Source organism: Pseudomonas sp. Root562 (assembly GCF_001427125.1).
GTDB lineage: Bacteria > Pseudomonadota > Gammaproteobacteria > Pseudomonadales > Pseudomonadaceae > Aquipseudomonas.
In genome coordinates, this window is the sequence record NZ_LMGK01000025.1 from 155882 (window position 1) to 177317 (window position 21436).

Sequence of the window (21436 nt, forward strand, 5' to 3'; positions counted from 1 at the left end):
CCCTGGCAAAGCTAGAGTCTTTCATGTGGTTCGTCCACGGCCCACGCCTATCCTTTTGAATGATTAATACACGAAAAATGCTATGGATCTGCGTGATTGCTGCTAGCCTTCCTGCGCAAAAAATGCGGGCAACGCCTCTCAACGCCACAATTTTGGAAAGCGCCGAGCAAAGGTGGTTATAATTCACGTCACACTCGTACGGGGGCACATTCGATGTCGGAAAAAACAAGCTTGCAGAAAAGTTGGCATTGACCGCTTTCGAGATCTACGCCCCCCATGCACCAGCGGTTGCCCTTGATGAAAAAGATGCATCTCGTAAATAATTGTGGCAAAGAGATTTACAAAGGCTCTGCCATGGAGAGTTTGAACCCGTGCCTTCTATGAGCGCTGAAATCAGGTCCAGAGAAGCGTGCTCGCGCCGCCATAAGAGGCTTATCGTACAAGCGTCGAGGGTTACAAACCCAGCAGCAATCCGATGGGTGGAAGGTCAAAGGACGGTGTCGACTTCTCTACCAACGAAGGCGGGCATCGCTTGTGATCCGGCATTGAATTTGATTTTGTCCTCAAGACAGCATGGCGCCGATAAATTGTCAGCAGAAAGCCGGCTAGATCCTTGAGATGATGATATGCAGAAAATTAACGGCCCCCGCGAGTGTCAAGAAAAAATTATCATGATTCGATCCGCTATTGTTTACCGTCGGGTTGAACGAGAGAAACACCGATTATTGAGTTGTATAATTCATCATGCAAGACAACCGGTATCGCATGTATACACGTTAAACCTTCCTTTTTTTCAATAGCGGTATTGCAATGACTTTGAAAACACTGTGTGTATTCGGCACGCGCCCTGAGGCAATCAAAATGGCTCCCTTGGCGCTGAGCCTCGCAGCCGACGAAAGATTCGAAGCCAAAGTGTGCGTGACCGGTCAGCATCGGCAGATGCTCGATCAAGTATTGGATCTGTTCCAGATTACTCCCGACTTCGATCTCAACATTATGAAGCCGGGCCAGGACCTGACCGACGTCACGACGGCAATCCTGCATGGAATGAAAAAGATCTTTGCTGAGTTTAAACCAGATATTGTCTTGGTACATGGTGACACGGCGACGACTTTCGCAACAGCAATGGCGGCATACTATCAGCAAATACCGGTAGCCCATGTTGAGGCAGGGCTGCGAACAGGTAACATGTATTCGCCTTGGCCAGAAGAAGCAAACCGCAAACTGACAGGAGCGCTTGCCGCGCTACACTTTGCCCCCACCGATACCTCCAGACAGAATCTAATCAATGAAGGAGTGGATGTATCTTCAATTCACGTAACGGGAAACACTGTAATAGACGCCTTGCTTGACGTGGTCGAAAGGGTCGAGAGCGATTCGAATTTACAGCAAATGTTCCATGAACAATTCTCGTTCATAAGTGAAGGCAAGCGAGTGATCCTTGTTACTGGCCACCGGCGTGAAAGCTTCGGCGATGGATTCGACAACATTTGCAAAGCGCTGGCTAACATTGCAAAAACCTTTCCAGACGTCGAGATTGTCTATCCTGTGCACCTGAACCCCAATGTGCGGGAACCCGTGAACCGCCTTCTGGCGGGCATTGAAAATATTCACCTGATCGAACCGCTGGACTATCTACCTTTCGTGTATCTAATGCATCGCTCTTACCTCATCCTAAGTGACTCGGGCGGCATTCAAGAAGAAGCACCTTCACTCGGCAAACCCGTTCTAGTGATGCGTGATACAACCGAACGACCGGAAGCAGTCGAGGCCGGTACTGTAAAACTGGTAGGCACCGGAGTCGATGCAATCACAAGTAACCTGACCCGCCTACTGACTGACCCGAAAGCATATGAGCAGATGAGCTATGCTCACAATCCCTACGGCGATGGCAAGGCCTGCGCTCGCATTCTCGAAGTTCTTTCCAAAATTCAATAAGGTCCACATATGAGTTTTGAAACTGTTTCCGTGGTTGGCCTAGGCTACATTGGCCTTCCTACTGCTGCTGTTTTTGCCGCACGCAAGAAAAAAGTTATTGGCGTCGACGTGAATCCGCACGCGGTGTCCACGATCAATCGCGGCGATATTCACATTATTGAGCCAGATCTGGATATCGTTGTCCGAGCAGCTGTAACTGAGGGGTATTTGCGCGCGACCACCACACCCGAATCGGCAGATGCCTTCCTGATCGCTGTTCCGACGCCATTCAAAGGCGACCATGAACCGGACTTGTCTTACATCGAGTCGGCGAGCAAAGCCATCGCCCCAGTATTGAAGAAAGGCGACTTGGTAATTCTCGAGTCGACTTCACCTGTAGGTGCAACCGAACAAATGTCTGAGTGGTTGGCCGAAGCGCGACCGGACCTGAGTTTCCCGCAAACTCACGGCGAACTTTCTGATATTCGCATTGCGCATTGCCCGGAGCGCGTTCTACCCGGTCACGTATTACGTGAGCTGATCGAAAATGATCGGATCATTGGTGGCATGACCGCCAAATGCTCGGATGCTGCAATGCACCTTTATAAAACATTTGTTGAAGGTGAATGCATCATCACGGATGCGCGAACTGCGGAAATGTGCAAGCTCACCGAAAACAGCTTCCGCGATGTGAACATCGCTTTTGCAAATGAACTATCGATCATTTGCGACAAGCTTGATATTAACGTATGGGAGTTGATCCGCCTTGCGAATCACCACCCACGAGTCAACATATTGCAACCGGGACCTGGCGTTGGCGGGCACTGCATCGCGGTTGACCCTTGGTTTATCGTGAGCCGGACACCTGATGAAGCGCGCTTGATACGAGCCGCGCGCGAGGTCAATGACAGCAAGCCACAATGGGTACTCGATCAAGTCCAGCTTGCAATTGGCAAATTTTTGCAGGAACACCCGGCTAAAACAGCCAAAGACGTCACTGTCGCCTGCCTAGGCTTGGCATTTAAACCAGACATTGACGATCTGCGCGAAAGCCCTTCACTCGAGATCACCTTAAAAATAGCAGAAGTTCATCCAGGGAGTGTTCTAGCAGTTGAACCAAATATCGAATGCCTCCCAGCTCGTTTGAAAGAAGCCGTAAAACTCAGCGATGTCGATCAGGCTTTGACGACGGCCGACGTGGTGGTTCTGCTCGTCGATCACAGTGCATTCAAGGGAATCCCGAAAGACCGCTTGTCCTCAGTAAAAGTTATTGATACCCGCGGAATTTGGACCTAAATGTTGACCTAATGTACGAGAGCCGGATGGGATCCCACCGGCTCTTTTACCTTGAGGCGACGTTGATTTTTGTCAATTGATCGTATGCTCGATTAGTCTTGATGAGGTATAAGAGGTTCTTGCATGGTCAATTTGCTAATTCAAGTTCTGACACTTATAAGTGGTCTTGTGGTTAACTTCGTTATCCCTGGGCTTTATGGACTGGAAGCATATGGCGCCTTTATTAAGGCCAACGTACTAGTATTTTTATTTCAGAAGCTTCTTGATATAGTCAACGAACAACTTATTGCGAGCATAGAAGCCAAATACATACTCGTAACTTCACTATTCATGGCATTGTTGATATTTGTATTATTTAGCATAATCAGCCTCGTAGAGGATATCGGCAATAAATATTTGCTTGGTGTAATGCTATTAAGCTCGGCATGCTTGCTTTCATTATTCGGACTACGCTTGCAGCGCTGGATCGTTGGGTATCTTGTAATTTTTTTAATAGTATTCTTTACCCTTCTTATTATCACCAACCAGAAAATTGCAAACCTGAGCATTGTAGAAATACTGTTACTCACCAATCTTATACCATGTCTGTACTCCATTGCCGTGCTGATTACCCACGGAGCAAAAATCCCTGTCGGCAAGCTTCTGCTGTCTACCTGCCACCAAGTACTTCTGTTATTACCCAGAATGATCACCATCACGTTGGTTTTCAATCTTTTCACGAACATACTCCCCTACATTTTATCTAAAAGCCTGCCTATTCGAGACCTTGGACTCTTCCGCGTGATAGTTTCGATCATTCAATCAGCTACGAGCTTATTCCCGATAAATGTGAGGGCCGTATTTGTCTCGTTCGTGTCCGGTGGCGAACGACAAGAGCAGTATAGAAAAATCATGTCAATTTCGCTGTTGTATTTTGCGCTGGTTGGCTTGTTTGGTTATGCACTAGGATGGATGTTTCCACAATATTCTGGTTACTTTGCGTTACTCCCTTGTTTGCCAGTCCTATACTGGGCAGTAGTTAGTGAGCGATATCTCGTCGCAACAGGTCTTCATCGCAAGGTAATAGTAGCAAACTTGGTCACTGGAATATTCGCCGTGGCGGGAATGATCCTGTTCGTTAAAGGGCTAAAACAGGCAGAGATTTTTTACACGGTCGGCTTTTCTGCTTATTTACTGATTTTGCACTTGCTATGTAAACCAGGAATTCGTTTATCTGTTGTATTCTGGGTGTCGATACTTTCGCCGATAGCCGTAATTATGAAGAATGTTAGTTTGATCTGGGGCACACTCTACATGTGCTCACTTTTGTTCATTGCTGTAGTAGTTCTCCGGCTTCGCCCGGCGGACTTGCGCACGCTGCGGTTTTAATAGGGAGAGATTAATAATGAATGCTGTAAAACTCTATAGAATTGGGAACTGGTTTCATAAACGCGGAGTGCCAATCGTACCTGGCCTCATTCGAAATTTAATCTTTCTCTTTTTTAACTCCTATATCCCAGTTTCCGCGAACATAGGAAAAGGTTCTATTTTTGCCTATGGCGCTATAGGCGTTGTGGTTCATGCGAACGCTAAAATCGGAACTAATTGCGTTTTGGGACAGGGTATTACAATCGGGGCAGCGGAAGGCTATGTTACTAGTGAGATTAATAAATGCCCCGTGATCGGAGATAACTGTTACATCGGTGCGGGAGCGAAGATTATTGGTGACATCAAAATCGGTGACAACTGCCAAATTGGAGCGTCAGCAGTCGTTCTTAAAGACGTACCTTCTAACTCAATTATAGTTGGCATTCCAGCCCGAGTTGTCGGACAAACACCTTTGGATTACAGAGCAATACGACCGTAATTCCGTGCAGGCATGATGGAGGTGAAAACAATGAGGCAATGCCATTATGCCGAGCCTTGCACCTCTATCATCTAAGTAAAAGACTGTAATACCCCTTAACTTTCCTATCCTAAATTTCAAAAGATCCTGTCTCAGGTCGGTAGTATAGAGGAACGAACAGAGCCGAGCTTTATCAGCTCGACTCTTAACACCTGTTACTCCAACTACACCTGATGTAGAGATAGAGTTAATCTGCGAGAGCTTCCTTCATGACTTCGATCAAGACTTCGCATGTCTTGTCGATCTCTAAAGAGGTAAGGGTCGGGTGAACCATGAACATCAAGCTGGTTTCCCCTAACTCCCGGGCAACAGGGAGACGTACCACAGGTCGCCAAGCTGTATTGTCGAAGGCTTTTTCCAGATAAACCTCTGAGCACGAACCAGAGAAACACGGAACTCCACGCGCGGCGATCTCATTAAGGACTCGATCCCGACTCCAATCAGACTTCAAAGCATGGGGTTCGACAAACACATAGCACTTGTATGCTGCGTGAGTATAATCTTCTGAAATATGTGGTACTCGCAAACCGATCGATTGTTCCGCGGCAGCCCAAATTTTACGAGCGTTGGCCAATCGGACTTCCTGCCAGTGCTTCATGCGGCGCAGTTGGATTCGACCCAACACACCCTGCACTTCCAACATACGCCAGTTGGTGCCGAAGCTCTCATGCAGCCAACGAAAACCGGGAGCATGTTCTCGCTCGTAGACAGCTTCCCAACTCTTGCCATGATCCTTGTAGGACCACATCGCTGCCCACAAACTGTGATCGTTAGTTGTGACCATCCCACCTTCACCACCAGTGGTCATGATCTTGTCTTGGCAGAACGACCAAGCCCCAACATGGCCAATGGAGCCGACTGAACGGCCTTTGTATGTCGCGCCATGGGCCTGAGCACAATCCTCTATCACCTTGAGGTCATGCTCTTGGGCTAGAGCCATGATCGGGTCCATATCACAGGGCCAACCCGCAAGATGAACACAAACAATAGCCCGAGTACGAGACGTTAATACAGCAGCAATTGTCTGCGCTGTAATATTCTGCGAGTCGCGGTCTACATCTGCAAACACCGGAATCGCTCCGGCATTGACGATACTAGAAACAGATGCAAGAAAAGTCCTTGAGGTGACGATGACCTCGTCCCCCGCTCCGATTCCCAATGCCTGAAATGCAAGATCCAAGGCAACTGTGCCGTTTGCCAGGGCTATAGCGTGACGAGTACCAGTCCACGCAGCGAATTCTTTCTCAAATTCGCGACACTCCTGCCCCGTCCAGTAATTGACTTTGTTGGAAAGAATAACGTCACGAACTGCATTGGCTTCCTCTTCGGAGAAAGAAGGCCAGGGAGAAAAATGAGAGTTCAACACAGCTTATTTCCATTGATTTCAAAATTAAAATTATGAAACGCTATTCATTCACATCCGGCTCAGCCAAATATCTTTTTATGGCCGCAGCCTTACTCAAACTCAACGTACTTTAGCAGGTACGCCGATAACGACTACCCCGTCAGCTACATGGCTCACAACCGACGCCCCAGCACCGACGACGACTTCACAACCGATTCTGATTAATTGCTTAACACTAGCGCCTATTCCGATCCAGCTTCGGTCGCCCACACTGACAGAACCTGCCAGTCTGGCTCCTGGGCTCACATGTACAGCCTCCCCTAACTGGCAATCATGGTCAACACTGCAGCCTGTGTTGAGGATCGCTCCGAGACCTATCTTCGCGTCGGCATTGACCACAGCTGCAGCGAAAACGACAGAGCCAACACCAATGGTAGCGTATCGGCTAACGAACGCCATTGGATGAATCAATGATACAACAGGAGCGGCAGCGCTCATCAGGGTCACGAGCTTATCGTTACGAACCTTATTATCGCCAATTGCCACGATCACACCGTCGTACTCCAGGAGTCGAGCGAGCATGGCCTTCGAATCTCCTACGACTGACCAATGCCCATTTTCGCTACGGGCAGGCCAAGCGTCATCAAAAAACTCCACCAGATCCCATCCGCAGCAATGGGCGGTGTCAGCAACGACTTTCCCGTGCCCACTGGCACCAAGCACTGCCAGTTTCTTCATGGCTTGTTACCAGTAAACTTGGACATAGTAACTTCGCCATCCGCGCTGATCCCTTCTCTGACCACCACTTTTTTAAGTGTCATGAGAATAATCTTGATGTCTAGCCAAAAGGACTGGTTATCAACATACCAGACATCCAATTTAAATTTTTCGTCCCAAGATAATGCATTTCGCCCATTGACCTGCGCCCAACCAGTGACACCGGGGCGAAGGTTATGACGGCGAAACTGCTCCGGACTATATAAAGGCAGATACTCCATTAACAATGGGCGCGGCCCGACGAGGCTCATTTCACCTTTGAGTACGTTCCACAACTCTGGAAGCTCATCAAGGCTGCAGGCCCGGAGGAAGCTTCCGAACGGGGTCATACGCTCCGCATCCGCAAGGGGGTTGCCTTGGGCATCGAATGCATCTCGCATAGTACGGAACTTAACCATCTCAAAGGGTTTGCCGCCATAGCCAGGACGGATTTGCTTGAAAAGCACTGGCGAGCCAAGTTTTTGACGAATATTCCATGCAACGATTGCCATAACCGGCGCCAAAATAATAAGTGCTAACAATGAAGCAGTGATATCGAAGAACCGTTTGAACATTTGAAGACCTGAGTGCCTGATGGATGAGAGCGAATGAACCGTCGTCTACGCCTGCTCTTTTGACTTTTAAACAATGACCAGCGCAAAGCTTAGGTACCAAATATATCTCATGACCTCGTGAAAGGGGTGGTACCTCTGGCACAAACAATACAACAAATGTGAAGCCTGATCAGTGGAACCAGCCGCGAGCAACCCGCGACTTATTTAAGCAGAGTTCAAGGAGCGCAAACGACTCCGGATGCGACTGCAGGCGGTGAGACTGAACCCCATAATCACCGCACCGCCCCTTCGAGCCAATCAACAAATTGATCAGCCAATATTCTGCGATCAAAATGATTGATAGCAAGCTGACGCCCCTTCAGCCCCTTCAATTTAAGCGCCTCACGATCGTTAGCAGCATGCTCTAAAGCGTCTGCGAATGCTTTAGGATTTTCAGGGGGCACCACATAGCCACAGTCGTTAGTCCTGATCAGCTCGGCAAGCCAGCCTGGATAATTATTCAACACTGGAAGACCGGAAGCGATATAGTCGAAAAATTTATTAGGCGACGTCCCATAATAAAATGCAGGAACATTTGCCAAAATTTGGAGACCAATATCAGCGGAAGCCATTAGTCCAGACAATCGTTCTTTATTGACTGGATCGTGAAAAATAACGTTGTCCAAATTCAACGCCCGCGCGCGCTCTACCAAGGCAGGTTTCAATTTGCCCTGTCCTACTAAAACTAACCGTATATCGTCTCGCCCACGAGACTTGAGCTCAAGAGCAGTGTCGAGCACGGCATCCAGCTTATTAGCTACTCCGTGAGTGCCTGTAAATACTGCCACCAGCTGACTTTGGCTCACACCCTCTGGTAGCCAAGGATCTGTTGGAATATTGAAAATATCCAAATCACATCCATTCGGAACCATGGCAATTTTTTCTCGAAGCACCCCTCGATGTGAAATCCCCTCCACAATTCCAGGAGAAAGCCCAATAAGTCTGTGAGCCGAGCGATAGCTTATCCATTCCAGAGCTGACAGCGCGCCAAGAATCAGAGGGTTACGAATAACTCCCATTGCTTTCGGCAATTCTGGCCAAAGATCCCTTACCTCGAAAATAAAGGGCTTATTACGAAACCAACGAGCGAAAATGCCTGGAATTCCGGCGGTTAATGGAGTGGTTGTAGCGAATACCAGATCGTATTTTTCGGTCAACGCTATCCCAATACTTCGTATTGCAAATTTCATAAAACTAATAGTGCGTTTAAAGAGGCCGTGACTATTGGAATACGCGAGATCAAGCTCAATAACCCTAATACCAGCCACCATGCCAGTGCGTTTGCCAGAAACGAAATCAGTACTCAGCCCGGTTTGTCCACCACTATAACTACCACAAACCACGGTCACTTGATGCCCCCTGGCGATCAGCCTTTGAGCCATCTCATACGATCTCGTCCCTACCGCCCCCTTTGGTGTGGAGAAGTGTTGGTGAAAATAAAGAACTCTCATATTTGATCCTGAATATCCACTTTAGCAATTATTAAAGTGTTTGCTTTTTGAGTCATGATGAGCCGCGCACCGACTTGTTTATCTAGATAACGTGTCGAGTAAAAAGATTCACTCGTACTTACGGGTGCGTCACATTTTAAAAAGACACCTGGAGCAACTACAGTGCCCAAATCGGAGATGATCGGAGCCGTGGTTAAATTATAAGCTACCGACCAATCGTCATCATCTGGCCCTTGATCAGAGATCAAAATGCTTCCCCCCGAAAACTGCAACTTTCGGACAAAGGCCTGTCCTTTGAGGTTACTTACTCGCGCAGAGACTGAAACAAGCTCATGATTTTCAGTCGTTTCAAGATCAGTGCCCGGCCATTCTAGATATAGGAAACGGCTCAGCCGGTCAACGAATCGACCTTCTGAGAGAAAGGGAACGTTGTGAGCAGGCGCTTCATCAAAGTATTCAATGAGCAAGGGATCATCCGGATTGTAGCTGTAGGAACCTGAGTCGCGAAATACATTCACACCACGCACCCACAAATCAAGGTGTAAAAAATCCTGTTGCTGTGGTCGAAACTTGTTATTGGGGTACTTGAAGAAAGCCCTGTAAGACGACATCGATACTACCAGCATGCCGAACTCTCTAAATTGCAAAAAGCGTTCAGCTTTCATCTGGACAAATTTTGGCTCAAAACCAAAGCAATAAACATTACTGCAAGCTGCATCAAAAATATGATTAATTGGCAGCGAAAACACCGCTCCCATAAAAACGACAGAAGGTGAAAAATCATCAAACGATGTAAATTGAACTGCATGTAGCGATCCATCATTATGCCCAATATTCGGGGCTCTTCCGGAAACAGGATCTACCAGCGTAGAAAGAAATGCATGCATGTTTTTCACACAATTCAACTTATCCTTGGACCGCCAATAACCGATATTTAGCGCCTCATCAATTACTTTTGACAAAGACAATATATCGCAGACCGCGCGATGATAATTAACCGAATACATAGCAAAAGAACCATCGCGCTGGATTAGCCTCGCCATTACCCGATCAATACGCCTTAAATTTTTGGCATTTTCCTTTGGTGTCGCAACATTAATGCCGTAGTGCTTTAGAAAGTTAAAGCTAAAATAAAGGAACAGGCTTTCAGTCAAACTATGATTATTATCCTGCGCCAGCGAGTAATCGATCGTTAATTTCACTCGCTCATAGGAAGCTTGCATCAACGCCAATAACCCCTTGGCAGGACGACTGTTAAAGTGAGTCTCATAAATGAATGTACTCACCATCAGGTGCAACCCGCGAATGGAGACCTCCTGACCGCAAGCCCAATTGACGCCCATGAAATAACCGTTTTCGGCAACCCATGAACCCAATAGATCTTCACTCCTGTCCAAGTACATTCGACGTTTGTCTTCGTCGGTCGACACTGCGGCTGCGATCGCTAATTGAGTTACCCATTTAAACCTCGAGAGATCCCAGCAGAGCTTCACATCGGCCCCCGGACTCTCATTCAGTTTCACACGCGAAAAATGCTCATCCTTTGAACTGGCGTAACTTACCTTATGCCATTCGGGTGCCTTTCCCTCGAACGTCCGATCATCTTCAAAGCGACGAAACCAACCGCATGTGACCTCATTCGCACGCTCCAATACGGATGCTTGCAGTGTGAGGTCAATCGAGGGACGGGAACGGGCGTCTTCGTGTACCCAGAATCCCACATCAGTAGGTACAGCAACTACAGGCAATGCCTGTTCGTAGTATTTATTGCGAAGACGCAAGCGATGCCGGATCACCCGAAGTATATTGATCAACCCCAAACGCTTAATCAATAAAATCTTCAATAACAACCGTCGACAACCGATATACTTCATCAATAGAGATGACATTACGCTTATTCCGTTCGAATAAAAGCTTGGAACTCACGAAGCCAGACTTCTAGACCTAATGGATTGAAGATCTCTCGATACCAAACATTTCGATCACCGCTACAATAAGCTGCATACTTTTCCTCTAATTTAACTCTATCAATAAGATCATATTTATAGATCAATGCAGAGGAAGAAAAATACGACTCAACTGCCGGTTTAAGCTCGGCCCTCAACCATTCATCCTGAGGACTAGTGAATCCTTGCTTATCTTTGCGCCAAGTAATACTTTTGGGCAATAGCGCTTCATATGCGGTTCGAAGAAGATATTTAGTCCAACCTTTGCACAGCTTTAAGTTAGCTGGTGCGTTCAGCATAAACTCGACCAGTCTATAATCCAGAAATGGTAAGCGAATCTCACGACCAAACGCCATTGACATCCTGTCTTCATAGTGAGTTAGATACGGTACGGAGTATTTTTTATAATCGAGCCATTGGCGGTCTTCTAATGATCTCCCTATAGCACCAATGGGGGCTTTTTTGAAGTGACTGATTACTTTTTCAGACATAATCGTGGTACTGCTAACCCCTTTTCCTTCCAAATATCGCTTCGCCTCTGCAAAACCGAATTGATTCAGCACTGTACCGGTGCGAGCAAAAGACAATAGGACCTTTAGGGCAGTGAAGTATTTCCTGTCTTTAACGAGATGTTTAATATAAAAACCCAAATACTTCTTGTATCCACAAAGTATTTCATCTGCCCCCTGCCCACTCAGAATAACTTTTACACCGAGCTCTCTGGCTTGGGACATCAATAAATAAAATGCGACATTGGACAAACTTCCTAGTGGGGCATCGTTATGCCACGTAGCCTTGTGCATTAAAGCTAGAGTTTCATCTGCAGACCAACCCAGATCTACTTTTGAAACATCAAGGTCAAAGTGATCAGCAACGATATCGATAAAAGGAGATTCATCCCCTTTTTTTCCAGGAGAAACTGCGGAAAGCACAAAAAAATTACTATGACCTAGCTGGCTTCTTACAGCTTGGCAAATTAGAGATGAATCAAGCCCCCCGGAAAGGGTAACACCAACTGGAACATCAGCCCTCAACCTTAGCTTCACCGCATCTTCGAAAAGCTCGCGAAATTTAGCTTCAGGATTCTGATAATAAGACTTGTCGAATGCACTAAAAGGCGTCCAATAAGACGAACTGGATATATTGATCTCTTTTTTCTTGAGATCCAAAACCGCGTATTCACCGGACTCGAGACTGTTAATCCCCTCAAAAAAAGTTGCTGTCGTGTCATCTTGAACTGACTGCTCAATATATTTACCTACAACTCCTAAGTTTAAGTTAAATTTGCCACCACTAAGCACCAGCAACGTTTTAATTTCAGAAGCGAAATATAAGTTCCCATCAACAACAGTATGGTACAGCGGTTTTACTCCCGCGCGATCACGACTAAGTAAAAGTGTCTGTTTATTTGTGTCAAGGAGCGCGATCGACCACATACCATTAAACTCTGCCAGCGCTTCTGCGTAATTGCCACCTGACAATGCCTCCAGAATCACTTCAGTGTCTGTTCCGCTCCGAAGATTATTCATCTTCTTCGCTAACGCAATCTCTTTATAATTGTAAACTTCGCCATTGAAGACAATTTCACTCTCAAGATTAGATGAACTCATTGGCTGACGCCCATTATCTGAGAGATCTAGGATCGAAAGTCGTTGGTGAGCCAACACGACTGTTACATCGTTTAACTCATAAACCTTATGACCATTCATATCCGGGCCTCTGTGAGCTTGCACGCTCTGGGCCTCTTCAATTCGAGCTAATAATTGCTGACGATTTGTAGACTTATTATAGATCACAGCACCAAAAAGACCGCACACGTAAACCCCCTATAAATCAATGCTCTTCCGTCGAACTTTCAAGAAACGGATAAAAATTATTTTGATGCTGCAGTATGGCAAGCGAAGCTACTTCGATTCAACTTCCGCCGTTGATTAGTTGCACCTGAAACGACACCGCAACTAATTGCAAAATTTACGTAAGCAAAAATACTAAACTCGGTAAACAAGAAAAACATCGAAGCTATGCAGTAGACGGCGTAACAATAGATAACTGGATTGCTATTTTCCTTGATGAGTTTTAATGCATCCAAGAAAAACCCTGCCAAATAGTAGGCGAATGCAACGACAAAAGGAATGCCGTAGTAGATCGCTAGATTTGCAGGTGTAAAGTGAAGATTTCTATGAAGCCCCGAAGCATCCTCGAAACCTTCCACTTTGAAAGCAAATCCAAGCCCAGCGCCAAAAAAATACTCTAGAGGAGTATGAACTGCAGCGATCGCACCGCGGAGCTCCTCAATACGGCCACCACTCAACAGGTTTATAATTCCCGATGAATCGCTGGGCAGGTTCGTATTACTCTTGAGAAAAATCGCTGCAAGCGTATCCAGGTTCAACACTGTCATCAAACAAATAAAACAGAATATAGCAATTAAAGAGATCCACCATGGCAAAGTCATTTTTTTATATCTATAACAAATTAACAACACTAAAAACCCAGCCAGATATACCCCTCGCTTGCCAGAAACAACTAATATAAGCATGTAACTAATCTGCGAAAAAATATTCCCTGATGCTAGTAGCCACGCCAAACCAAAAATTGAGTCGATACTCGAGAACGCAGGATAAAGAGGGATTAGATAACGACTTATCAGCAAACTGCACAGAACCACAACTACCGTCACCCAGCCGGTTGCTTTCAACCAAAAACGAACAGTCCGGGACGAACCAAATTTTTCTAAATTTATATAATTACGAATAAAAATAACTACAGTGAGAAAAAGGACGGGCCGAAGAAAGTCAGTGAGGATATCTGGAATACTACGGCCACCATAGTTGGTCATCAGTGCAGTCCCTATCACCAAAAGGAACAATACCAGTTCAATTGGGCGGACTTTTATTCTGTCTGCTCTAAGTAAAAAAAGCATGCCGCATGCCAGCATGACTGCGAGATTAAAAAGCAAGAAAGGTACGAAAGTATTAGCAATAAATGCGAGCCTTAGCGGATTTAAAAGCAAAAAACCACAACCGGCGATTATCGCACCTATTGCCAGTCCGGTTGAGATTCGCTGCTCGATCATTCCATTTTCCTATCATTTGACAAACTAACACAGATCCTCGCACCCAACTGTTCATCTGTTGCTTGTGCAAAATTAGCCATTTTCTTTGCTTCTAGACATGCGTTGAAAATCTTAAAAGCCATCCGATTACCATTGCTGCCAAATCAAAAATTTATAAACATGCCTGCTAACACGCGGGCCCAGGATCTTCATCCAAGCTTGCGCGCCGCAAGCATGGCGGGATCAGCCCGATCTGTACAGCTTAAAACTGAGATTTCCGACAACAGTAATCTTCACTTACCTGCTTTCCTCACAGCAAGAATCTGAGCCCCTACCAATCTGGCCGATTTTCGGATCTGCTGCATTGCCCGCCTTATTAATACGAGCAATCGGTCGGCCACCCCCCCTATCGCCTTTGGAATAGCGGGAAAGCATACCTGCACCGACTTGGTTTCCCGCCCTAGCAAGGCATCAAGCTATTATATATTACGGTACGTCCTTCCTGCACCCCTAACATCCACCAAAACCCACGCGCGCAACACTGGTAAAAAATTAGCCAACCAATGCCAACACGGGACTGCTGTCTGCCCCCGATAGTCGAACGCGACCTCCGTCAGCTTCTGCGTTGCGGGCAAGACTTCTGTAGGACTTTTCGCTTATCCTTGTAATCTTTATACTTGATGGCAAAATGCGCATTCAGTACGATTGCCCACAACGCTGTATCCTTTGAAAAAAGTGATTTCGTTCAAACCAATAGACCGCAGCGGGATCGAGGTCTGTTTTACGCTCCAAATTTAAGGTAGATCTGATCAGTGAACAACCACTCGCCCGTCACTCCAAGCAAGCCCATAAATGAAGTCGATCTCGTAGATCTTATTCGCATTTTATGGCAGCAAAAAATGTTGATAATCTTGACCGCCATAATTTTTGCCGTCGTAGCCTCACTCTACGCTTACTTCAGCAAGCCAGCTTATGTAGCCAGGATCAATCTGCAGGCGCCACTATCTAGTGATGTTGCCGTTCTCAATTACTCTGGCATCAAGCAATTTGTGCCTGATGAAGTTTATATTCTGTTCACCCGCGAACTTCAGTCAGACAAAGTACGAATTGATCTCTATAAAGATGTATATCTGCCGTCAAAATCTGAAACTTCATCTGCTGCCTTCAGTTCCGCTGCTGAGCTTTCCAATCATATTACTGTAAGTGGTGTCGCTCCTGGTCGATTTACTATCACCGCGCAAGGGTCAACCCCTGAAGAGCTACCAATGTATCTTGAAGGCCTTTTAAAAACAGCTAGCGATAGCACAAAACAAAAGGTTCTCAAGAATCTGTCTTTTGAAGCTGAATCAGCTGCCCAGCGTTATGAGCAGCTAATTGCAGCAAGCAGGGAAGTTACGAAAACAAAGCGTTTGGACGAGATCTCTCGACTGCAGGATTCGTTACGCATAGCAGAAAGTCTCAATATCGAAAAGCCCTCCTCTTCTTTAACGGCTAATGACCCAGAAGATCTTGCCTACCTTAGAGGAACCCTCGCATTAAAAGCAGAGATAAATAGCCTACAACACCGCACCAATGACGATCCTTACATTAAAAAATTTCGTGAATCAGTTTTCCAGAAAGAGTTTTTCAGCTCGATTAATGTAAAACCAACAGAGTTCTCCGTGTATTCACAAGAAGGGCCGATCGAGTCCTTGGGCCCAATTAAACCAAGGAGCTCCATGGTTATCGCCATAGGAATTATTTTTGGTGCACTAGTAGGCGTGGTTATCGCATTGATTCGTTGCTTTGCCCGCAAACAGCAGCCCCTAACTTGACTTAATCGACGTTAGTTTTTTACCTCCAGCATGATTTGACGGTTTTGCATCCGTGTCATGTTGGAGGTCTAAGCCCCTTCGAGAACAACGCTCGTTAATGTAAGCTGAACCGGACCTTAGGATCGGCAGTTGGAGTTATTATTGCTCATATTGACGAACCCTGATTTGCTACACGGGAGAGAGACTCGCTCAGTCTTCCAGCCCCTCTGCCTCCATACAAACTTCCAGATCAACTGACTCAACCTGATTGCGTGAACACCAGAACTGTGCCGCCAACTACGTACACATTTAGCGTATGAGTTACGCTAGTTTGAAGCGTGACCAAGCGTCTACCTGTGCTCCCCAGACTGCACCTCTATAATGCATCACGATAATTTTACATCGAGTCCAAATTAAGACTCACCTAGAGCGAATGTTGAGCATTTAAAGCCAAGCTTCTGAAATGAACTTCATAAAACACACCAGCTCATTGATCGCCTTTTTTTTTCGTCAGCTTTTCTATGAAACGCGTTAAAACTCAGAACAATTTTACTCTCAGCCATCCGTTATCCTTGTAACGATAATCCAATATCCGAAAACTTCCCTCCGGATTGATTATTTTGCAGGATTTCTTGTCCGGCCCGTTTTTTTGCAATTCAAGCGGTACGTATTTTTGTCCGGAAAATGCTTTTATTGACGCTTCAAGATATTGGAAATTTACTAAGGGAACATTCTGGGGATTGCTTTTCAAATAACCAACTACAAACTCCATACGCTGAAGTACTGAGCGACAGCCATTAGCCACCATTGGATAATTATATTGATAGGAAAATAATGGGGCTGTCATTTTAGGAACTGAGTAAGGCAACTTAGCAGCAAGATCACTATCCTGAATAATTGTAGACATTGGATCATCGGTGGCAGCTTCATACTCTTCGATCGAATTGAATTGTAATCCGCGAAAGAAATTATACTCCATCGCACTAAAGCTGAAGCCATAAGCCTTAAATGTCAGGTATAAAATGAGTGAAACTGACACAAAGCACACTGCATTCGCCCACTTGATCGAATGACATCTCAGAAAGTCCAGAAAAATCACAATCCCAACGCCAGCAATTAAGCCGGTAGAATAGTCAAGATAGTTTTTATAGGAGAGCATAACCCCTGAAATCATATGCAAGTTGCATATGAAAAATATCGAGATGGCAACATACAGTTGCGCATGCACCTGTTTACTTTTTTTGAAAGCTTCCGGACTCAAAATAGCCCTTTCCACCAACAAAAAGAAAAACATGAGTCCTGCTGAAACAGGAAATACTGGCACATGGGTTTTTATATACCCTTGAGGTATACCCGTGATGAATACATCTTTAGACAAAAACAAAAAATCAAAAACAATGAATCCAATTGAAACGACCAGATAAGATATTATACAGATTATACCAACCCTTAAAAAATCTAAACTCCGTTCAATAAATTTTGAATACAGCAGTATTAAACCGCTAACAAGAAAATATGCATACGGAACACCCACATAAAAATAAAGAAGCGGCACTACTGCAAACAAAAAACTAATTTTTCTGGTCTTCAAATATCCAGCGACGGCCAACACAACAAAAAAATATGATAGTTGCGGCTCTGGTGTGCGCAAGGCTGACTGATAGTATTCCCAACCATACCCTAAAATCCCGTACTCCCTGGTAAAACCCGATAGCAACGGATTGCCGAAATTAAAAAGAATAGGGGAAAATAAAATCACAACCCCATAGATCAATGCTTGACTACTTTCAACTTTCAAGTACCGGAGTATAAAAAAAATCAAAGAAAAAGTTACAGGAGTCAACAAACAGTCAAATATTATATTTATCTCCCCTCCACTGAACCCTAGATTTTGTAGTGCGTATACGATTCCGCCTGAAGTCCAATATCCTGGAATACTTAATGAGCCATGCGCCCCCTGATAACTAAGATAGGTTTCTTCATCCCATGCGTTTACATAAATAAAATTTACCGACTCGAAATATGCATAAATCATTGGAAAAACGTAAGATAAATACGCTAAAACGACAATCGATATGCTGAAAATTAAACCTAACGATGATGTTTTCGATATTTTTTTTATCATTGCTACAAACATAGAGCGTGAGTTCCGTAATAACTATCCAACTTTAACTTCCATTTGTAACAGGTTGCTCTACAAAAGCACTGACATCAAGACCTCAAGTCCAACACCAAACACCCACCTTAGTCTAAAGTTTCAATGGATCATCTGCCAGTATTAGTCTACCAAACTATCAACTCACTGCCCGGCGCCTAACTGGTCGCTTCTTTTTCGTTTGTGAGATAACACCTCTACACTTGAGCTGTACCTCAGCGTGAAATATAAATTGTGCAACCTCTTGAAGGGATAAGTTCAGCTATTTCAGTTGCCACTACGACCTGCACGATTAAGTAATAAACCTATCAACGGCCCAATTACTAGACCAATTAGCAATGAACCGATAGTAACACCAGCCAATGGTAACCGCGGCGCGACCCATCCGAAAAATGCCAGGGTAACGGGCTGCTGATTTTCCAGAACGAATACCAATACGGCAACGACGAGCAATAAAAGGATTAGCCCGAGGAGTAAACGCTTGAGATTACTCACGAGTTATCTCCATTGCCTGCTACAACTATCAATTCCCTTCCTCCTCATCCTCGTTGACACGATCCCTGAGCTCCTTCCCCGGCTTAAAATGCGGAACAAACTTGCCATCCAGGCTAACCGACTGACCAGTTTTCGGATTCCGACCTACCCGCGGTGCGCGGTAGTGCAGGGAGAAGCTGCCGAACCCACGGATCTCGATCCGATCACCGGTGGCCAGGCATTGGGACATTTGTTCGAGCATGGTCTTGATGGCCAGCTCGACATCCTTGGATGAGAGCAGCCCTTGATGGGTGACAATTCGTTCGATCAACTCCGACTTCGTCATATTTTTCCCTTCTTTTTCAAGCAGCTAGGAAAATCGCTCCAGAGGTTTTAGCACGCCCGCATCAATTTGAACAGCCCGAGTTTTGACATATCTTCCAGCACAAGAAGGTGGCGGTTCTGAGTGTCACTACGCCGATCCTGATTGGCGACGTTACCTGCAGATGACCAGCATGGTTCGTGTCAGGTAGCCTGCCGGATTGAAGCCGAATGGGAATTCATCCTCTTCCTTTGCATCGTCTGACCGGGTGACGACTTTATAGCCGGCGCCCTTGCACTCCTTGGCTGCGCGCTTTTGGCATTTCTCCCAGCCCGAGCCCAATCCCGAACAATCAACCTCTATGCCGCTGACACCTCGTACCGCATGGGTCTTGGCATTAGTGGTACAACCCGCCAGTGTCAGTAAAGCTATTGCGACGATGAGCTTGTTCATTCACTTCCTTATGCCAGGCATGCCGCCCTGGCTTGGTTCGCTTGAGCGTAAGACTAGCTGCAAATAAGCGGTTGATCCTGTTAAAGAAAGAGACAGTTTTGCGGGGGTGTTGGTTTCGTGGGTTTGCTGATCGTGCGCGCATGTTGGAAGGACCGCCGCCTTCGGCAGCGCCTACGGGGGAGAAGCTACAAATTCCGGGCATAAAAAAGGGCGACCGAAGTCGCCCTTTTTTACAGAAAGTCAGAACTTAGTTCTGTTTTTCCATTTGTGCACGCAACAGGTCGCCCAGAGTGGTAGGACCAGCAGCCATGTCAGCAGCAGGCTTGTCTTTCAAGCTCTGGATTGCTTCTTTCTCTTCAGCATCGTCTTTCGACTTGATCGAGAGCTGGATTACGCGGCTCTTGCGATCAACACTGATGATCTTGGCTTCTACTTCCTGGCCTTCTTTCAGAACGTTGCGCGCGTCTTCAACGCGGTCACGGCTGATTTCGGAGGCTTTCAGAGTCGCTTCGATATCGTCGGCCAGGGTGATGATGGCGCCTTTGGCGTCAACTTCTTTCACGATGCCCTTAACGATTGCGCCTTTGTCGTTCTCTTGAACGTACTCGGAGAACGGATCGCTTTCCAGTTGCTTGATGCCCAGGGAGATGCGCTCACGCTCTGGGTCAACCGACAGGATAACGGTGTCCAGCTCGTCGCCCTTCTTGAAACGGCGTACGGCTTCTTCGCCCACTTCGTTCCAGGAGATGTCGGACAGGTGAACCAGACCGTCGATGCCGCCGTCCAGACCAATGAAGATACCGAAATCGGTGATCGACTTGATGGTGCCGGAGATTTTATCGCCCTTGTTGAACTGGCCAGAGAAATCTTCCCATGGGTTAGATTTGCACTGCTTGATGCCCAGGGAGATACGACGACGCTCTTCGTCGATGTCCAGAACCATGACTTCCACTTCGTCGCCGACTTGTACGACTTTCGAAGGGTGGATGTTCTTGTTGGTCCAGTCCATTTCGGAAACGTGTACCAGACCTTCAACGCCTTCTTCCAGCTCAGCGAAGCAGCCGTAGTCGGTCAGGTTGGTTACACGAGCGGTAACGCGAGTGCTTTCTGGGTAACGGGCTTTGATAGCAACCCATGGATCTTCGCCCAGTTGCTTCAGGCCCAGGGAAACACGATTGCGCTCGCGATCGTACTTCAGAACCTTGACATCGATCTCGTCGCCAACGTTGACGATTTCGGAAGGATGCTTGATGCGCTTCCAAGCCATGTCGGTAATGTGCAGCAGGCCATCGACGCCACCCAGATCGACGAATGCGCCGTAATCGGTGAGGTTCTTGACGATACCTTTGACTTGTTGGCCTTCCTGCAGGGATTCCAGCAGAGCTTCGCGCTCGGCGGAGTTCTCGGCTTCCAGGACGCTGCGACGGGAAACGACAACGTTGTTGCGCTTCTGGTCCAGCTTGATGACCTTGAATTCCAGCTCTTTGCCTTCCAGGTGCGTGGTGTCGCGCACTGGACGGACGTCAACCAGAGAACCTGGCAGGAACGCACGGATGCCGTTAACGTCGACAGTGAAGCCGCCTTTAACCTTACCGTTGATAACGCCCTTGACCACTTCTTCGGCTGCGAAGGCTGCTTCCAGAACAATCCAGCATTCAGCGCGCTTGGCTTTTTCACGGGACAGCTTGGTTTCACCAAAGCCGTCTTCAACCGAGTCCAGCGCAACGTGAACTTCGTCACCGACGTTGATAGTCAGGTCGCCAGCGTCGTTGTAGAACTGCTCAAGCGGGATGAGTGCTTCAGACTTCAGGCCAGCGTGAACGGTTACCCAGCGAGCTTGGTAATCGATATCAACGATAACACCGGTGATGATGGAGCCTGCCTGAAGGTTCAGGGTTTTTAGGCTTTCTTCAAAGAGTTCCGCAAAGCTTTCGCTCATTTTAATTCCTGTTGATGAGGGCGAAGAATACGCCC

Annotated in this window: 17 protein-coding genes; 5 read left to right on the forward strand and 12 right to left on the reverse strand. The window is 46.5% G+C overall.

All coding sequences use genetic code 11. The features are described from left to right. Positions 1-810 precede the first annotated feature (810 nt). The 4 genes from wecB to ASD60_RS28575 all read left to right on the forward strand — a co-directional run bounded on the left by wecB (position 811) and on the right by ASD60_RS28575 (position 5059). Complete coding sequence (gene wecB, locus ASD60_RS24400) at positions 811-1938, forward strand: non-hydrolyzing UDP-N-acetylglucosamine 2-epimerase (RefSeq protein ID WP_056856440.1); 1128 nt, start codon at positions 811-813, stop codon at positions 1936-1938. 9 nt (positions 1939-1947) lie between these two features. Next, the gene (gene wecC / locus ASD60_RS24405; RefSeq protein WP_056856441.1) at positions 1948-3213 is read left to right on the forward strand and encodes a UDP-N-acetyl-D-mannosamine dehydrogenase; all 1266 of its coding nucleotides are present in this window, start codon (positions 1948-1950) and stop codon (positions 3211-3213) included. A 123-nt stretch (positions 3214-3336) separates the two neighbouring features. Then, positions 3337-4581 carry a hypothetical protein gene (locus ASD60_RS24410; protein WP_056856442.1) on the forward strand — a complete coding sequence of 415 codons (1245 nt, stop codon included), beginning with the start codon at positions 3337-3339 and terminating at the stop codon, positions 4579-4581. 16 nt (positions 4582-4597) lie between these two features. After that, positions 4598-5059, forward strand: a complete 462-nt coding sequence (locus ASD60_RS28575; protein ID WP_082557660.1) for a serine O-acetyltransferase — start codon at positions 4598-4600, stop codon at positions 5057-5059. 226 nt (positions 5060-5285) lie between these two features. Here ASD60_RS28575 and ASD60_RS24415 read toward each other — a convergent pair whose 3' ends face one another. The 7 genes from ASD60_RS24415 to ASD60_RS24445 all read right to left on the reverse strand — a co-directional run bounded on the left by ASD60_RS24415 (position 5286) and on the right by ASD60_RS24445 (position 14286). Beyond that, positions 5286-6464, reverse strand: a complete 1179-nt coding sequence (locus tag ASD60_RS24415; RefSeq protein WP_056856443.1) for a DegT/DnrJ/EryC1/StrS family aminotransferase — start codon at positions 6462-6464, stop codon at positions 5286-5288. A 99-nt stretch (positions 6465-6563) separates the two neighbouring features. Beyond that, entirely contained in the window at positions 6564-7181 is a 618-nt protein-coding gene (locus tag ASD60_RS24420) for a NeuD/PglB/VioB family sugar acetyltransferase (RefSeq protein WP_056856444.1), read from the reverse strand. After that, entirely contained in the window at positions 7178-7774 is a 597-nt protein-coding gene (locus ASD60_RS24425) for a sugar transferase (protein WP_056856445.1), read from the reverse strand. Before ASD60_RS24425 ends, ASD60_RS24420 begins: the two co-directional genes overlap by 4 nt. Positions 7775-8046: 272 nt before the next feature. After that, positions 8047-9264 carry a glycosyltransferase family 4 protein gene (locus ASD60_RS24430; protein WP_056856446.1) on the reverse strand — a complete coding sequence of 406 codons (1218 nt, stop codon included), beginning with the start codon at positions 9262-9264 and terminating at the stop codon, positions 8047-8049. Continuing rightward, on the reverse strand, positions 9261-11153 hold the full coding sequence (locus tag ASD60_RS24435; protein ID WP_056856447.1) for a heparinase II/III family protein: 1893 nt from the start codon (positions 11151-11153) through the stop codon (positions 9261-9263). The genes ASD60_RS24430 and ASD60_RS24435 overlap by 4 nt, the downstream gene beginning before the upstream one ends. Positions 11154-11158: 5 nt before the next feature. Next, complete coding sequence (gene asnB / locus ASD60_RS24440; protein WP_082557661.1) at positions 11159-13027, reverse strand: asparagine synthase (glutamine-hydrolyzing); 1869 nt, start codon at positions 13025-13027, stop codon at positions 11159-11161. A gap of 56 nt (positions 13028-13083) precedes the next feature. Beyond that, complete coding sequence (locus tag ASD60_RS24445; RefSeq protein ID WP_056856449.1) at positions 13084-14286, reverse strand: hypothetical protein; 1203 nt, start codon at positions 14284-14286, stop codon at positions 13084-13086. Positions 14287-15077: 791 nt separating this feature from the next. Here ASD60_RS24445 and ASD60_RS24450 point away from each other — a divergent pair. Then, on the forward strand, positions 15078-16079 hold the full coding sequence (locus ASD60_RS24450) for a Wzz/FepE/Etk N-terminal domain-containing protein (protein WP_082557662.1): 1002 nt from the start codon (positions 15078-15080) through the stop codon (positions 16077-16079). A 517-nt stretch (positions 16080-16596) separates the two neighbouring features. Here ASD60_RS24450 and ASD60_RS24455 read toward each other — a convergent pair. The 5 genes from ASD60_RS24455 to rpsA form a co-directional block, all read right to left on the reverse strand. Then, positions 16597-18195 (reverse strand): hypothetical protein, encoded by a 1599-nt coding sequence (locus tag ASD60_RS24455; RefSeq protein ID WP_056856451.1) that lies wholly within the window; start codon positions 18193-18195, stop codon positions 16597-16599. Positions 18196-18480: 285 nt separating this feature from the next. After that, positions 18481-18708, reverse strand: coding sequence for a lipopolysaccharide assembly protein LapA domain-containing protein (locus tag ASD60_RS28580; RefSeq protein ID WP_082557663.1), 228 nt, complete (start codon positions 18706-18708; stop codon positions 18481-18483). Between the two features lie 28 nt (positions 18709-18736). After that, positions 18737-19033, reverse strand: coding sequence for an integration host factor subunit beta (gene ihfB, locus ASD60_RS24460; protein WP_056856452.1), 297 nt, complete (start codon positions 19031-19033; stop codon positions 18737-18739). A gap of 150 nt (positions 19034-19183) precedes the next feature. Next, positions 19184-19462: a hypothetical protein gene (locus ASD60_RS24465; protein WP_056856453.1), complete on the reverse strand. Its 279-nt coding sequence runs from the start codon at positions 19460-19462 to the stop codon at positions 19184-19186. Positions 19463-19709: 247 nt separating this feature from the next. Then, entirely contained in the window at positions 19710-21401 is a 1692-nt protein-coding gene (gene rpsA, locus ASD60_RS24470; protein WP_056856454.1) for a 30S ribosomal protein S1, read from the reverse strand. Positions 21402-21436 lie beyond the last annotated feature (35 nt).

Bases quoted from the DNA above. Each gene is read 5' to 3' on its own strand.
- wecB (WP_056856440.1), top strand. From the start codon at position 811: ATGACTTTGAAAACACTGTGTGTATTCGGCACGCGCCCTGAGGCAATC.
- wecC (WP_056856441.1), top strand. From the start codon at position 1,948: ATGAGTTTTGAAACTGTTTCCGTGGTTGGCCTAGGCTACATTGGCCTT.
- ASD60_RS24410 (WP_056856442.1), top strand. From the start codon at position 3,337: ATGGTCAATTTGCTAATTCAAGTTCTGACACTTATAAGTGGTCTTGTG.
- ASD60_RS28575 (WP_082557660.1), top strand. From the start codon at position 4,598: ATGAATGCTGTAAAACTCTATAGAATTGGGAACTGGTTTCATAAACGC.
- ASD60_RS24420 (WP_056856444.1), bottom strand. From the start codon at position 7,181: ATGAAGAAACTGGCAGTGCTTGGTGCCAGTGGGCACGGGAAAGTCGTT.
- ASD60_RS24425 (WP_056856445.1), bottom strand. From the start codon at position 7,774: ATGTTCAAACGGTTCTTCGATATCACTGCTTCATTGTTAGCACTTATT.
- ASD60_RS24430 (WP_056856446.1), bottom strand. From the start codon at position 9,264: ATGAGAGTTCTTTATTTTCACCAACACTTCTCCACACCAAAGGGGGCG.
- ASD60_RS24435 (WP_056856447.1), bottom strand. From the start codon at position 11,153: ATGTCATCTCTATTGATGAAGTATATCGGTTGTCGACGGTTGTTATTG.
- ASD60_RS24445 (WP_056856449.1), bottom strand. From the start codon at position 14,286: ATGATCGAGCAGCGAATCTCAACCGGACTGGCAATAGGTGCGATAATC.
- ASD60_RS24455 (WP_056856451.1), bottom strand. From the start codon at position 18,195: ATGTTTGTAGCAATGATAAAAAAAATATCGAAAACATCATCGTTAGGT.
- ihfB (WP_056856452.1), bottom strand. From the start codon at position 19,033: ATGACGAAGTCGGAGTTGATCGAACGAATTGTCACCCATCAAGGGCTG.
- ASD60_RS24465 (WP_056856453.1), bottom strand. From the start codon at position 19,462: ATGAACAAGCTCATCGTCGCAATAGCTTTACTGACACTGGCGGGTTGT.
- rpsA (WP_056856454.1), bottom strand. From the start codon at position 21,401: ATGAGCGAAAGCTTTGCGGAACTCTTTGAAGAAAGCCTAAAAACCCTG.